This is a genomic window from Paraburkholderia solitsugae, assembly GCF_013177695.1.
Classification (GTDB): domain Bacteria; phylum Pseudomonadota; class Gammaproteobacteria; order Burkholderiales; family Burkholderiaceae; genus Paraburkholderia; species Paraburkholderia solitsugae.
Map to the genome: position 1 here is coordinate 46,691 of NZ_WOEY01000042.1, position 13,922 is coordinate 60,612.

The 13,922-nt window shown below is 63.1% G+C and carries 12 protein-coding genes and 1 tRNA gene; 10 read left to right on the plus strand and 3 right to left on the minus strand.

The window, feature by feature from the left end; genetic code table 11:
- Positions 1-26: 26 nt before the first annotated feature.
- The 3 genes from GNZ12_RS10960 to dprA all read right to left on the minus strand — a co-directional run bounded on the left by GNZ12_RS10960 (position 27) and on the right by dprA (position 4,681).
- The gene (locus tag GNZ12_RS10960) at positions 27-2,705 is read right to left on the minus strand and encodes a DNA topoisomerase III (RefSeq protein WP_172310360.1); all 2,679 of its coding nucleotides are present in this window, start codon (positions 2,703-2,705) and stop codon (positions 27-29) included.
- 249 nt (positions 2,706-2,954) lie between these two features.
- Positions 2,955-3,332 (minus strand): thioredoxin family protein, encoded by a 378-nt coding sequence (locus tag GNZ12_RS10965; protein ID WP_172310361.1) that lies wholly within the window; start codon positions 3,330-3,332, stop codon positions 2,955-2,957.
- Positions 3,333-3,421: 89 nt separating this feature from the next.
- A complete protein-coding gene (gene dprA, locus GNZ12_RS10970) occupies positions 3,422-4,681 on the minus strand; it encodes a DNA-processing protein DprA (RefSeq protein WP_172310362.1) in 1,260 nt (419 codons plus the stop codon).
- A gap of 244 nt (positions 4,682-4,925) precedes the next feature.
- Between dprA and def the strand changes: the two genes are divergently transcribed.
- The 10 genes from def (at position 4,926) to GNZ12_RS11020 (ending at position 13,922) form a co-directional block, all read left to right on the plus strand.
- On the plus strand, positions 4,926-5,429 hold the full coding sequence (gene def / locus GNZ12_RS10975) for a peptide deformylase (RefSeq protein ID WP_172310363.1): 504 nt from the start codon (positions 4,926-4,928) through the stop codon (positions 5,427-5,429).
- A 31-nt stretch (positions 5,430-5,460) separates the two neighbouring features.
- Complete coding sequence (fmt, locus tag GNZ12_RS10980; RefSeq protein ID WP_172310364.1) at positions 5,461-6,447, plus strand: methionyl-tRNA formyltransferase; 987 nt, start codon at positions 5,461-5,463, stop codon at positions 6,445-6,447.
- A 113-nt stretch (positions 6,448-6,560) separates the two neighbouring features.
- Positions 6,561-7,202, plus strand: coding sequence for a LysE family translocator (locus GNZ12_RS10985; protein WP_172310365.1), 642 nt, complete (start codon positions 6,561-6,563; stop codon positions 7,200-7,202).
- Between the two features lie 103 nt (positions 7,203-7,305).
- Complete coding sequence (htpX, locus tag GNZ12_RS10990) at positions 7,306-8,163, plus strand: zinc metalloprotease HtpX (RefSeq protein ID WP_172310366.1); 858 nt, start codon at positions 7,306-7,308, stop codon at positions 8,161-8,163.
- A 160-nt stretch (positions 8,164-8,323) separates the two neighbouring features.
- Positions 8,324-9,763 (plus strand): 16S rRNA (cytosine(967)-C(5))-methyltransferase RsmB, encoded by a 1,440-nt coding sequence (gene rsmB, locus GNZ12_RS10995; protein WP_172310367.1) that lies wholly within the window; start codon positions 8,324-8,326, stop codon positions 9,761-9,763.
- Positions 9,760-10,359 carry a DUF4390 domain-containing protein gene (locus tag GNZ12_RS11000; RefSeq protein WP_172310368.1) on the plus strand — a complete coding sequence of 200 codons (600 nt, stop codon included), beginning with the start codon at positions 9,760-9,762 and terminating at the stop codon, positions 10,357-10,359. Before rsmB ends, GNZ12_RS11000 begins: the two co-directional genes overlap by 4 nt.
- Positions 10,349-12,763 carry a sensor histidine kinase gene (locus GNZ12_RS11005; RefSeq protein WP_172310369.1) on the plus strand — a complete coding sequence of 805 codons (2,415 nt, stop codon included), beginning with the start codon at positions 10,349-10,351 and terminating at the stop codon, positions 12,761-12,763. The genes GNZ12_RS11000 and GNZ12_RS11005 overlap by 11 nt, the downstream gene beginning before the upstream one ends.
- Entirely contained in the window at positions 12,764-13,453 is a 690-nt protein-coding gene (gene esaR / locus GNZ12_RS11010) for a response regulator transcription factor EsaR (protein WP_074285750.1), read from the plus strand.
- Between the two features lie 96 nt (positions 13,454-13,549).
- Positions 13,550-13,625 (plus strand) — tRNA-Phe (locus GNZ12_RS11015).
- Complete coding sequence (locus GNZ12_RS11020) at positions 13,593-13,922, plus strand: hypothetical protein (RefSeq protein WP_172310370.1); 330 nt, start codon at positions 13,593-13,595, stop codon at positions 13,920-13,922. Before GNZ12_RS11015 ends, GNZ12_RS11020 begins: the two co-directional genes overlap by 33 nt.

Here is a 13,922-nt window from a genome sequence, read left to right on the forward strand (position 1 = left end):
ATAACCTTCCGGCCCATGCGCCCGATTTACGAGCCCGTCTTGCGCGCGACCGTTTTCTTGGCCGGCGCCTTCTTGGCAGCAGCGGTCTTCTTCGCAGCCGCAGTCTTCGTAGCGGGTGCTTTCTTGGCCGCGACCTTCTTGGCGGGCACCGCCTTCACGGCGACCGGTGCATCTTCGTCATCCGACTCCGGCGCTGCCTTGGCTGCCGCCTTGGCCGCCGCAGTCTTCGCCGCCGTCTTGGCGGACGGCTCCTTCTTCTCGAATTCGAAGCCGATCTTGCCGTCGTTTTGCTTGACGAGGAACGCCTTGAAGTTGCGGCCGGTACGCGACGACTTGAAGTTCGTCAGCAGGTCGGTGCGTCCTTCCTCAAGCAATTTCGCCATCTGCTCACGCGCGATTTCCTGCTGCAGAATCACCTTGCCCGAGCGGAAGTCGCAAGTCTTCGGATTCGCAACCGAGTTCTCGCAGACATAGCTCATGCCGTGTTCGAACACGCGGCCCTTGCACTTCGGGCACGCGCCGACCGCCTGCTGGTCGGAGAAGTCAGGCGGTTCGCCGTCTTCGCCGCCCGAGTCCTGACCGAAGTCGAATTCGAGCTTGTAGTTCTTGATCTCGTCATCGAGCGAGAGCTTGAGGATCGCGGAGAACGGGCGGCCCATCTTGCTGCGGAAACCCGACAGCGGACCGATCGTCTTGTTCTGCAGGAGCTCTTCAACTTCCGGAATTTCGAACTGACGTCCGCCCGGAATCTTCGAGATCGAGAACTCGCACTTCGAGCACGCGAAACGCCGGTAGTTTTCCTTCACCTGACCGCCGCAATTCGGACACGGCGTCTGCAACGTCGCGTAATCGCCCGGGATCGTGTCGGAATCGTACTCTTTCGCGCGCTTGACGATGGTCTGCGTCATGCGGGCGATTTCCTGCATGAACGCGTCGCGCGGCAGGTTGCCCCGCTCCATCTGCGAAAGCTTGTATTCCCACTCGCCCGTCAATTCCGGTGCGGTCAATTCCTTGACGCCGAGGCCGCGCAGCAGTGTCATCAACTGGAACGCCTTGGCGGTCGGAATCAGATCGCGGCCTTCGCGGATCAGATACTTTTCGCCCAACAGCCCTTCGATGATGGCGGCGCGCGTGGCCGGCGTGCCGAGCCCCTTGGCCGCCATGGCTTCGCGCAATTCGTCGTCTTCGACCAGCTTGCCCGCGCCTTCCATGGCCGACAGCAAGGTCGCTTCGTTGTAGCGTGCGGGCGGTTTCGTCACCAGTTGCTGGGCGGCGATCTTGTCCGTCTTGACCTTCTCGTCCTTCTGCACCGGCACGAGGTTCGCGTCTTCGCCGCTGATTTCGCGGCCGTAGACCTGCAACCAGCCCGGTTCGACCAGCACCTTGCCTTCGGTCTTGAAGTGATGGCCGACCACTTCCGTGATCCGCGTCGTCACCCGGTATTCGGCGGCCGGGAAGAACACTGACAGGAATCGCTTCACCACCAGGTCGTAGAGCTTCTGTTCCGGCTCGGACAGATTCTTCGGCGCTTGCGCCGTCGGGATGATTGCGAAGTGGTCGCTGATCTTCGAGTTATCGAAGATGCGCTTGTTCGGCTTCACCCAGCCCTTGTCCAACACCTGCTTGGCATGCGGGAGATAGTTGTTGCTCTCCTTGAGCATGACCAGCGTTTCCTTGACCGTATCCATATAGTCTTCCGGCAACGCGCGCGCGTCGGTCCGGGGATAGGTCAGCACCTTATGCTTTTCGTACAGCGCCTGGGCGAGGCCGAGCGTGTTCTTGGCCGAGAAGCCGAAGCGGCCGTTGGCTTCACGCTGCAAGCTGGTCAGGTCGAACAGCGCCGGCGACAGTTGCGTGGACGGTTTCGATTCTTCCGTCACCGTGCCGATCTGGCCACGGCAGGCCGCGACGATCGTCTCAGCCGCGGGCAGCGCCCACAGACGCGAATCGCGTTTTTCCGGATCGAACTCGTCGCGCTTGAATTTCGGATCGAACCAGCGGCCTTCGTAGAAGCCGCCCGCACAGACGAAGTCCGCCTTCACTTCCCAATAATCGCGCGGCACGAAGCGGCGAATCTTTTCTTCGCGCTCAACGACGATCGACAGCGTCGGCGTCTGCACCCGCCCGACCGTGGTCAGGAAGAAGCCGCCGCCCTTGCTGTTGAACGCGGTCATGGCCCGCGTGCCGTTGATGCCGACCAGCCAGTCCGCTTCCGAGCGGCAGCGTGCCGCATCGGCGAGCGGCTGCATTTCTTCGTCGCTACGCAGACGGGCAAAACCGTCGCGGATCGAACCGGCTGTCATCGACTGAAGCCACAGGCGCTGCACCGGCTGCTTGGCTTTCGCGTGCTGCGCGATCAGGCGGAAAATCAGCTCGCCCTCGCGCCCCGCGTCACATGCGTTAATCAGACGGTCGATGTCTTTACGCTTGAGCAGCTTGGTCAGCACCTTCAGGCGCGACTCGCTCTTGGCGATCGGATTCAGATCGAAATGCGGCGGAATGACGGGCAAGTTGGCGAAACTCCACTTGCCGCGTTTGACTTCATAGTCTTCGGGCGCGGCGATTTCCAGCAAGTGGCCGACTGCCGAGGAAAGCACGTAGTCGTCGCTTTCGTAGTATTCGTCATGCTTGGTAAAACCGCCCAAAGCGCGCGCGATGTCGTTCGCGACGGAAGGCTTTTCGGCGATGATCAGTGCTTTGGACATGACTCGATGTGAGGTTGGTAGATCCGGGTTGATGGCCTTGAGTGCGCTTGAATTAGCGCGACCCTCGTTTGCGACCTTTGCGACCCAATAACGACCGCTTTATAGCACACGGCGCGAGAGCGGCGTGTCAAGTGCCATAAAAAGCGCGCCATGATAATTGCGCACTCAGTAACTGGGCAAGCTGCGGAAAACGCGGCGTGTACCGCTTGCAACGCCCGTGCCGCAAGGTTCGGCGGCAGGTGGCCACATTCACGCGACGGCCAGCGCGGGCCGCAGTTTGGGCGCGCCGCTGACGCCGGGCACGGCCGTCAGATCAGACAACATCCGTTCCACAATCGCCGCTTGCGGCAAAACCGTGCCAAAGAAACGTGTCGTTACCGAGTCTTCGATCAGGATGGTCGGGAAATTCTCGACATCCAGATCGTCGAAGCGGTCCGCATGGGTTTCGATGTCAATCCATGCGAAACAGATCTCCGGATGCTTATCCGCCAGCCGGTTGAAGGCGTCCCGGTAGTCACGACAGGTCCCGCACCACTCCGCGCACAGGCAGGCGACGAACAGCGTGTCGGGTTCGTTGACGCGCTCGGCAATCCGGTCTTGGTCGGTGTCGAGATTCAGCGCGGGCATGGTGGTTCCTTGCGTACTTTTATCAGGTGCTTTGGCGCGAATGTAGCATGGCCGATCCCGAATCGTGGTCAACCCTGGTCAATGCGGGGTCAGCCATGGGTCGCTCGCGTGAAGCGGCCGCCGGGCAGCGCGGTCACCTGGCCGGCGAGTTCGAGTTGCAGCAGCGTGTTTTGTAATGCCGCGTCCCCCATCTCGGTGCGGGTGGCAAGAATTTCAAGCGTGGCGGGGGCATGGCCGAGTGCGTCGAGGAGTTGCAGCGCTTCGGCGCTCATGGCCGGCGGGGCAGTGGGTGATGCCGGCGCCGCCCTCAATTCGGGCTGAATCGCACCTGATGCTGGCGTGGCTACCGGATCCGATTGATCTGCCACCGACGCCAGCCCCATTGAGGCATCCCGCCCGCCCGCGCCGTCCCAAAGAGCCGCCTGCTTGCTGGCGGTGTTCGTTGCCACGGGCTTGGCGAAGCCCAGTTCCTCCAGCACCTCATCGGGCGTTTCCACCAGCTTGGCGCCCTGCTTGATGATTCGATGACAACCGCGCGACAGCGGCGCGTGGATCGAGCCGGGCAACGCGAAGATATCGCGCCCCATTTCATTGGCGAGCCGAGCCGTGATCAGCGAGCCCGAGCGCATGGCGGCCTCGACGATCACAACCCCGCTGACGAGGCCGGCGATCAAACGGTTCCGTTGCGGAAAATTGGCGGCGCGCGCCGGGGTGCCGAGCGGCCATTCCGAAAGGATCGCGCCTTGCGTTGCAATCTGCCGCGCCAGCGCGTGATGCGCGGCCGGATACACGATGTCCGCGCCGGTGCCGATCACGGCTACCGTGCCGCCGACGCCTTCCAGTCCGCCCCGATGCGCGGCACCGTCGATACCCAGCGCCAGCCCCGACACGATCGTGACGGCGGCTTGTGAAAGCTCACGCGCGAAGCGCTCGGCGTCTTCAACGCCTTGCGGGGTCGCGCTGCGGCTGCCCACCAGGGCGACCGCCCGCGTGTGCAACAGATCCAGCCGACCCTTTATATATAGTAGTGGCGGCGGATCGGGCATGGTGAGCAGCGTGGGCGGGTAGGCAGGATCGTCGAGTGTCACCAGGTGGTTGCCGGGTAGCTCGCGCCATGCAATGACCGCGTCGAGTCGCGCGTCGAAGTCTGGAATGTGCGGGGCCAGCACCGCGCGCGCCGCAGCCTCGCCCGCGATCTCGGCAAGCGCCTCGGGCGATTGATTGAAAATCGCTTCCGGCAGTCCCAAAGCGGCCAGCAGTAAACGCAGGGTAGCGGGTTTCAGCCCCGGCGCGAGCGAGAGCCGCAGCCAGGCGGCGAGTTCAATATCGGTTGCGGGCAAGGTACGCATTGACAGTCGATCCTCATACAGGGCCAGCGGGCAGGCGGGCGCCATGCTAAAATTTTCATCATCCGAAATAACTGCAGCGCCGCGCCCACCCGCGCGGGCTCGTCGTTTAGCGCACGTGGCGCGTTGAATCGAACCGGTTCGACAGCCTCTATCCTCTGCGTAACGCGATGCGCCCACAACCTGGCCGAATGGCCAACGCTAGCCTTCCACTGGTCAGCGGCGCCGAAAAAACACACTCAAGATCATGGCTTTACTGAACATCCTCAATTACCCGGACAAGCGGCTGCACAAGATTGCGAAGCCGGTCGACGTGGTCAACGACCGCATCCGCCGGCTCGTCGCCGACATGGCCGAAACGATGTACTCGGCGCCCGGCGTCGGTCTCGCCGCGACCCAGGTGGACGTGCATGAACGCGTGGTCGTGATCGACGTGTCGGAAACGCACGACGAACTGCTCGCTTTCATCAACCCGGAAATCATCTGGTCGAGCGACGAGAAGAAGCTCTCGGAAGAGGGCTGCCTCTCGGTGCCGGGCATTTACGACAACGTCGAGCGCGCTGAGAAAGTGCGCGTGCGGGCGCTGAACGAGAAGGGCGAAACCTTCGAGCTGGATTGCGAAGGCTTGCTGGCCGTGTGCATTCAGCACGAAATGGATCACCTGATGGGCCGCGTGTTCGTCGAGTACCTGTCGTCGCTCAAGCAGACGCGCATCAAGAGCAAGATGAAGAAGCTCGCCCACGCGATGTAATGCGCGTCCACCTCGCCTACCGCACCCCTTCATGAGTCATTCGTTGCGCGTCATCTTTGCCGGTACGCCGGAGTTCGCCGCGGCCGCGCTGGCCGCGATCCACAGCGCCGGGTTTCCGGTGCCGCTGGTGCTGACCCAGCCCGACCGGCCCGCCGGACGCGGGATGAAATTGCAGGCGAGCCCGGTCAAGCGTTACGCGCAGGAGCATGGGCTTACCGTGGCGCAGCCGCCTTCGCTGCGCCGCACCGGCAAATATCCGGCTGAAGCCGTCGCTGCGATTGACCAGTTGCACGCTACGCCCCACGACGTGATGGTGGTGGCTGCCTATGGCCTGATCCTGCCGCAGGAAGTGCTCGATATTCCGCTGCTGGGTTGCATCAACATTCACGCGTCGTTGTTGCCGCGCTGGCGCGGCGCCGCGCCGATCCACCGCGCGATCGAGGCGGGCGACGCTGAAACCGGCATCACGTTGATGCAGATGGACGTCGGTCTCGACACTGGCGCGATGATCTCTGAAGCACGCACGCAGATTTCGGACGACGACACCACGGCCACCCTCCACGACCGCCTCGCACAAGACGGCGCGAGACTGATCGTCGAAGCGCTGATCGAACTCGAGCGCAGCGGCAAGCTGCCGGCAACGCCGCAGCCTGCAGACGGTGTGACCTACGCGGAAAAGATCGGCAAGCACGAAGCCGCGCTCGACTGGCGTAAGCCGGCCGCAGTCCTGGCGCGTCAGGTGCGCGCGTTCGACCCGTTCCCCGGCGGCGTGGGGACGCTGGAAGATGGCACGTCGATCAAAATCTGGGCAGCGGTCCCGCTCGAGGCGCAAGGCAACAAAGCGCCCGGCACGATCGCCGACGTCTCTCTCGAAGGCGTGGTGGTTGCCTGTGGCGAAGGCGCGCTGCGTCTCACGCAACTGCAGAAACCCGGCGGCAAGCGCTTGCCGGTGCGTGAATTCCTGGCCGGCGCAACGCTGGCCCCGGGTCAGCGTTTCCAGCTTCCGGAAGCAAAATAACCGTCTTGCGCAGACCTTGACCATCGTCCGTTCGGCCGATGGTCAAGACCCTCGCCGCAAGCCCGCGGCGCGTTAGAATCCTCTATGCAACGCCCCGCATTCCGAGGATCCCCATGTTCGGCATCACCCATTTCGAGTTTTTCGTCGTCGCGGTCTTTCTGCTGAACGTGACGCCCGGCCCCGATACGGCTTACATCGTCGGGCGCAGCGTCGCTCAGGGGCGTGGCGCAGGTCTGATGTCCGCGCTCGGCATCTCTGCCGGTTGCTGCGTTCATTCACTGGCTTGTGCGTTCGGCTTGACGGCGCTGCTGGCCGCTTCGGCCACCGCGTTCACCGTCATCAAGTTCGTCGGCGCTATTTATCTGATCTATCTCGGCGTGCGCCTGGTTTTCGCGAAACCGGAGGCAGACCAGGCGGTGGGCGAAGCGCGCGCGGCCGGCGCGCCGAAATCGCTGCGTCAGCTTTTCCTGCAGGGTTTCTGGACCAATGTGCTGAACCCCAAGGTCGTGCTGTTCTTCGTGTCGTTCTTTCCGCAATTCGTCACAACGGGCAGCGACCATAAGGCGTTGGCGTTTCTCACGCTCGGCGCGGTATTCGTCGTGATGAGCATGATCTGGAACAGTTTTGTCGCGTGGATCGCCGGCAGTGTGACCCGGCGTTTCTCGGGCAAGCCGTCGGTCAAGCGGTGGCTGGATCGCGGCGTCGGCAGCGCATTCGTCGGCTTGGGCATCAAGCTCGCCACCGCATCAAGATGATTGAATTTTCCTCACGCGCCCATATCTAACATTTAGCTTACAATCGGCCGCCGCGATCATGCGGCGCAGATATGAACCCGCGTCAGGGCAAGGAGTTGCAGACATGTTCAATTGGGTCAAAACCGCGATGTTGATGGCCGCGATCACGGCCCTTTTCATCGTGATCGGCGGGATGATCGGCGGGTCGCGCGGCATGATGATCGCGCTCGTGATCGCCCTTGGGATGAATTTCTTTTCGTACTGGTTCTCGGACAAGATGGTCCTGCGCATGTACAACGCGCAGGAAGTCGACGAAAACAGCGCGCCGCAGTTCTATCGCATGGTGCGCGAGCTCGCCACCCGCGCCAATCTGCCGATGCCGCGCGTCTATCTGATCAACGAAGACGCGCCGAACGCCTTCGCCACCGGCCGCAATCCGGAGCATGCGGCGGTTGCCGCCACCACCGGCATCTTGCGCGTGCTGTCCGAGCGCGAAATGCGCGGCGTGATGGCGCACGAACTGGCGCACGTGAAGCACCGCGACATCCTGATCTCCACGGTGTCGGCGACCATGGCCGGCGCCATTTCCGCGCTGGCGAACTTCGCGATGTTCTTCGGCAGCCGCGACGAAAACGGCCGTCCGACGAACCCGATCGCGGGCATTGCCGTTGCGTTGCTCGCGCCGATCGCCGGTGCGCTGATTCAGATGGCGATCTCGCGTGCGCGTGAATTCGAAGCGGACCGCGGCGGCGCGCAGATTTCCGGCGATCCGCAGGCGCTCGCCTCGGCGCTCGACAAGATCCATCGCTACGCGAGCGGGATTCCGTTCCCCACGGCCGAGCAGCATCCGGCCACCGCGCAGATGATGATCATGAATCCGCTGGCGAGCGGGGGCATTGCGAATCTGTTCTCCACGCACCCGGCCACCGAGGAGCGCATCGCACGTTTGATGGAGATGGCGCGTACGGGGCGCTTCGAGTAACGGGCGCACTAACCCGGCGTGATGAGAGGCGAGTCTGCGGGCTCGCCTTTTTTGTTCGAGCGTCACCGCCGGGCCGCCCTCGGCGGCCCCCGCCCCGCGCCACGCTACAATGGGTGCTGTTTGCGTCGCGCGCACCGCGCGGCCTGCCTTTGCCTCTTTCATGACTCCAAAGCCTTCTTCGCGTTCTGCTTCCTCATCGGCGCGTCCGCGCGAATCCCGTTTGTCGATGCTGCACCTCGCGCCCGAATCGCTCGGTTTCGCGCTCGACTGCGCGGGCCAGGCCGTCGGTGCCGTGCGCCTCGGCGCGGCTTTGCCAGCCGCGCTGCAATCCGTATTCGTCTCCGCGCCTGAGGGCAGCGCCGCCGCTGCGCGCGGCGCCGTGCAGGACATCGCGTACCGCACCATGCGGCGCCTGGCGACCGCCGAGTGGCTGATCGCGAAACTGGTGAAGAAGGCGCCGCCGCCGCACGTCGGTCATGTGCTCGCGTGCGCGCTCGCCTTGCTCGTCGACGACGAAGCGAACGCCGCCTACGCGCCGTTCACGGTTGTCGACCAGGCGGTGGGCGCCATCGCCGCGCGTCGTGAATTCGCGTTCGCGAAGGGCCTCGTCAACGCCGTGCTGCGCAATTTCCTACGCGAGCGCGAGGCGCTGCTGAGCGCAGCGCAAGCCGACGAAGTTGCGCGCTGGAACTACCCGGTGTGGTGGATCGACGCGGTGAAAGCCGCTTGGCCCGACGCATGGCAAGCGGTGCTCGCTTCCGGCAATACGCAAGGTCCGCTGACGTTGCGCGTGAATGCACGCCGCTCGACGGTCGATGCCTATCTGCAGGTACTGCAAAACCATCACATCCCCGCGAGCAGAGCCGGCGAGTACGCCGTCAAGCTCGCCACGCCGATGCCGGTCGACCGCATCCCCGGCTTCAACGACGGCGTGGTGTCGGTGCAGGACGCCGGCGCACAACTCGCCGCGGAATTGCTTGGCGTGCGTGACGGCATGCGCGTGCTCGACGCGTGCGCGGCGCCTGGCGGTAAAACCGGCCACCTGCTCGAACTCGCCAACCTGCAGCTCGTGGCGCTCGAAAGCGATGCGTCGCGCGCGCGTCGCATTGGTGAAAACTTGCAGCGGCTCAAGCTCGAAGCGGAAGTGCGGATCGGCGACGCGGGTGCGCCCGCAAAATGGCATGACGACATCGACCAGCCGTTCGATCGCATTCTGGCCGACGTGCCGTGTTCGGCCTCGGGCATCGTGCGGCGTCATCCGGATATTCGCTGGCTGCGCCGCGCGTCCGATATCCCTGCGCTGGTCGCCGAGCAGCGCCGCATTCTCGACGCGCTATGGCCGCTCGTGAAACCAGGCGGCGAGTTGCTCTACGTTACGTGTTCGATCTTCCCCGAAGAAGGCGAGTTGCAGGCACAGTGGTTTGGAGACAAGTACCAGGATGCGGTACGATTGGACGCGCCGGGGCAACTTTTACCCTCCGTTGCCTGCGCGCCCGCCGACACATCGGCCGGTTCTCATGCCGGACACGCCGCTGAAGACAGCGCCGGCTCGAACTCAGACCACGACGGATTTTTCTACGCGCGCTTTCAGAAACGGTGACCATCAAACGCTTCTTCCCGCTTCGGCTCGCTGCCGTGCTCTGGATCGTGCTGGCCGTATGGCTTGCCGCACCGGGCGCGGCGTATGCCGATTCGATCGCGGTGCAGCGCGCCTCGCTGCAATCGGACAACACCGGCTGGAATATCGACGCGCGTTTCGATTTTGACCTGAACAGCAATCTCGAAGACGCCGTCAACAAAGGCATTCCGCTGTACTTCACGACGGACTTCGAACTGAGCCGGCCGCGCTGGTACTGGTTCGACGAACAGCCGGTGAGCGTGTCGCAGAGCATCCGCCTGTCGTTCCAGCCGCTCACGCGTGAGTACCGCGTGTCGAGCGTGTCGTCGGGTGGGTTGCAGCTCGGCTTCTCGACGCTGAAAGATGCGCTCGCGGTGATCAAGCACGTCACGTCGTGGCATGTGATCGACCGCAATCAGGTGCATGTCGGAGAGACGTACAACGCGTCGGTGCGCATGCAACTCGACATCGCGCTGATGCCCAAGCCGTTCCAGATCGACGCGGTGAACAACCGCGACTGGAGCCTTTCGTCGGATTGGAAGCGCTTTACCTTCACGGTGACCGAACGTGCTAAATAGAGTGCGCCGCGACACCAGTGTCAGCAGCATCGTCGTGCGCGTGCTGGTGTCCACGGTCGCCGTAACGGCCGTGCTGCTGCTCGTGCTGCTTGCAGCGGCGAGCGCGAATACCGAATTTTTCGACCGCTATTACCAGTGGTTGTACGCGGCCAACCTCATTGTCGCGATGATCTTTTTGCTGGTGGTGGCGACGCTCGTCATCATCATCATTGCCCGGCTTAAAAAAGGTAAGTTCGGCACGCGGCTGTTAGCGAAACTCGCGTTCTTCATGGCGCTGGTCGGCGTGGTGCCGGGGGGCATCATTTACGTCGTCTCGTACCAGTTCGTATCGCGCAGTATCGAGTCGTGGTTCGACGTGAACGTCGAAACCGCGCTGACCTCGGGCCTGAATCTCGGCCGCGGCATGCTCGACGCGTCGCTGTCCGATCTGCAGACCAAGGGCCGCTTGATGTCCGAGCAGCTGGCGAGCGCAGATGCCGCCGGCACCACGCTCACGCTCCTGCGCTTGCGCGATCAGTTCGGCGTGCAGGACGCGACGATCGTCGAACCCACGCGCAGCATGTCGGGCGCGACACCGGACATGCATGTGGTGGCGCAGGCATCCGGCAATTACGCGACGCTCTTGACGACTGACTTGCCCACGCCGTTGATGATCGATCAGGCGCGTGGCCGCGGCTATGCGGCGATCGAGGGTGAAGTCGATGGCGATCCGAACGCGCATGGCGGCAAGGGTGCGCTGCGGCTGCGCGTCGTGCAGCGCATTCCCGATTCGAACGCGTCGCTGCTGCAGCCTACCGAACGTTTTCTGCAACTCACGCAGCCGGTGTCGCCCACGCTCGCGCGCAACGCCGATGCCGTGCAGCGTGCGTATCGCGAGTATCAGGAAAAGGCGCTGGGCCGCACTGGCTTGCGCAAGATGTATATCGGCACGCTGACGCTTGCGCTGTTCCTCGCTACCTTCATCGCGATGATGCTGGCGCTCGCACTCGGCAATCAGCTTGCGCGGCCGTTGTTCCTGCTTGCGCAGGGCACCAAGGAAGTGACCGAAGGCGACTACACGCCAAAACGCGAAATCAAGTCGCGCGACGAACTGGGCTTCCTCACGCAGTCGTTTAACGCGATGACGCGGCAGTTGTCCGAAGCGCGCGCGGCGGTCGAGAACAACCGCATCGCGCTCGAGCATTCGAAGGCCTATCTGGAAAGCATTCTCGCGAACCTGACCGCGGGCGTGTTCGTATTCGACCGGCAGTTCCGCCTCACTACCGCGAACCGCGGCGCTGAGCGCATTTTCCGTCAGCAGTTCCAGGAAGTGCTGGGTTCGGCGCTTGAGCAGATCGGCGTATTGAGCGAATTCGGTGGAATGGTGCGCAAGGCCTTTGCCGATCGCGAGGCCGCGAGCGGCGACGGTCACGATGATCGGGGCCACTGGCAGCAGCAGTTTTCGGTGCAGGTGCCGGGCGAAACCGAGCCGCTCACCTTGCTCGTGCGCGGCGCGCGTCTGGTGTCCGCCACCGACCGCGATGCGGAAGACATGCAGACCTCCGGCTACGTCGTCGTGTTCGACGATATTTCGGACGTGATCTCCGCGCAGCGTTCGATCGCCTGGGGCGAAGTGGCGCGTCGTCTCGCGCACGAGATCAAGAATCCGCTCACGCCGATTCAGCTGTCCGCCGAGCGTTTGCAGATGAAGCTTGCCGACAAGCTGTCGCCGTCGGATGCCGATGTGCTGAAGCGCGGCGCGACCACCATCGTCAATCAGGTCGCGGCGATGAAACAGATGGTCGACAATTTCCGCGACTATGCGCGTACGCCGCCGGCGGTGCTCGCGCATCTGCAACTGAACGAACTGGTCAGCGAGGTGCTGACGCTGTACGGTATCGAGGAAGGCAAGGGTGCGATTCAGGTGGAACTTGCGGACTTGCCGGCGATTCGCGGTGACGCGACGCAATTGCGTCAGGTAATTCACAACCTGCTGCAGAATGCGCAGGATGCCGTGGCCGACGTCGAACAGCCGCGAGTGTTGCTCGAGACGAGGACAGTAGAATACGGAGACCCCGACGCGGAAGGCAAAGTACACGTCGCGGTACGTCTGACGGTATCGGATAACGGACCGGGCTTCCCCGCGCGTATCCTCACACGTGCATTCGAACCTTATGTGACGACCAAGGCCAAAGGTACGGGTCTCGGTCTTGCGATGGTCAAGAAGATCGTCGACGAACACGGTGCGCGCATCGACATTCGCAACCGCATGAAAGCGGGCGATGTGATCGAAGGCGCGCAGATTTCGATTCTCTTCCTTCAATTGGCAGACGATGCCGCAGCACCTGGAGCAGGGCTGCGGCCGGCGCATGGCAATGCGTCGCAGGGAACGACAAAAGCAACAGTGCAGACAAGGGCAGCGTAAATGGCAACCATCCTGGTGGTAGATGATGAAATGGGCATCCGGGAATTGCTCTCGGAGATCCTGAGCGACGAGGGACATGTCGTGGAGGCCGCGGAAAACGCGCAGGAAGCGCGCGAATTCCGCTTGCGCCAGGCGCCGGACCTGGTGCTGCTCGACATCTGGATGCCCGATACCGACGGCGTGACCTTGCTGAAGGAGTGGGCGGCGCAAGGGCAGCTGACCATGCCGGTGATCATGATGTCCGGTCACGCAACGATCGATACGGCGGTCGAAGCGACCAAGATCGGCGCACTCAACTTCCTCGAGAAGCCGATTGCCTTGCAGAAGTTGTTGAAGGCCGTCGAGCAGGGCCTTGCGCGCGGCAATGCGGCGGGTGCGCCGGGGGGCGCGGTCGCCAAGCCGGCGTTGCCGGTCAGCGCTTCGGCCGTGGCATCGGCGGCTGCATTACCGATGCTGTCGACGGATGGCATCGGCAGCGGCGCGTTGGCCGCGCAAACGGCGTCGATTTCCTTCGACATCCCGTTGCGCGATGCGCGTGATGCGTTCGAGCGCGCTTACTTCGAATATCACCTCGCACGTGAGAATGGCAGCATGACGCGTGTCGCTGAAAAGACAGGCCTGGAGCGCACGCACTTGTATCGCAAGCTCAAGCAGCTCGGCGTCGATCTCGGCAAGAACAAAGGGGAGTGAACGGTCGAGCAAGGCGCGCAGGTTCGGGCCCGGCAGATTTTTTCGAGAAGGGGCTTGCCGTGGTGCTGACCCTTTGATATCATTTCGTTCTTCGTTGGCCCGGTAGCTCAGTTGGTAGAGCAGCGGATTGAAAATCCGCGTGTCGATGGTTCGATTCCGTCCCAGGCCACCAGGATTCAGCCCCAGGAAATCGCAAGATTCCTGGGGCTTTTCCTTTTCTGATGGCATTCGTGGCGGTATGGTTTGCTTGCCGCTGCGGCAGGGCGTGCTCGGCGGTATTGGGCGTCGCGTGATAAAATCGCGCCAGTTCAAGGACTTGCATGCGAGCGCGCGGTCGGCGCTCCACTGGCGCGTCACCGCACCAAACACGTCTTTTCGTATCCTGAAGCTGGGCCTTTTGCGCACGCTGCGGCAGCACGGCAAGGCTGCAACAGGTGCCGAACCCTTCGCCCGACGATTAACGGTATAA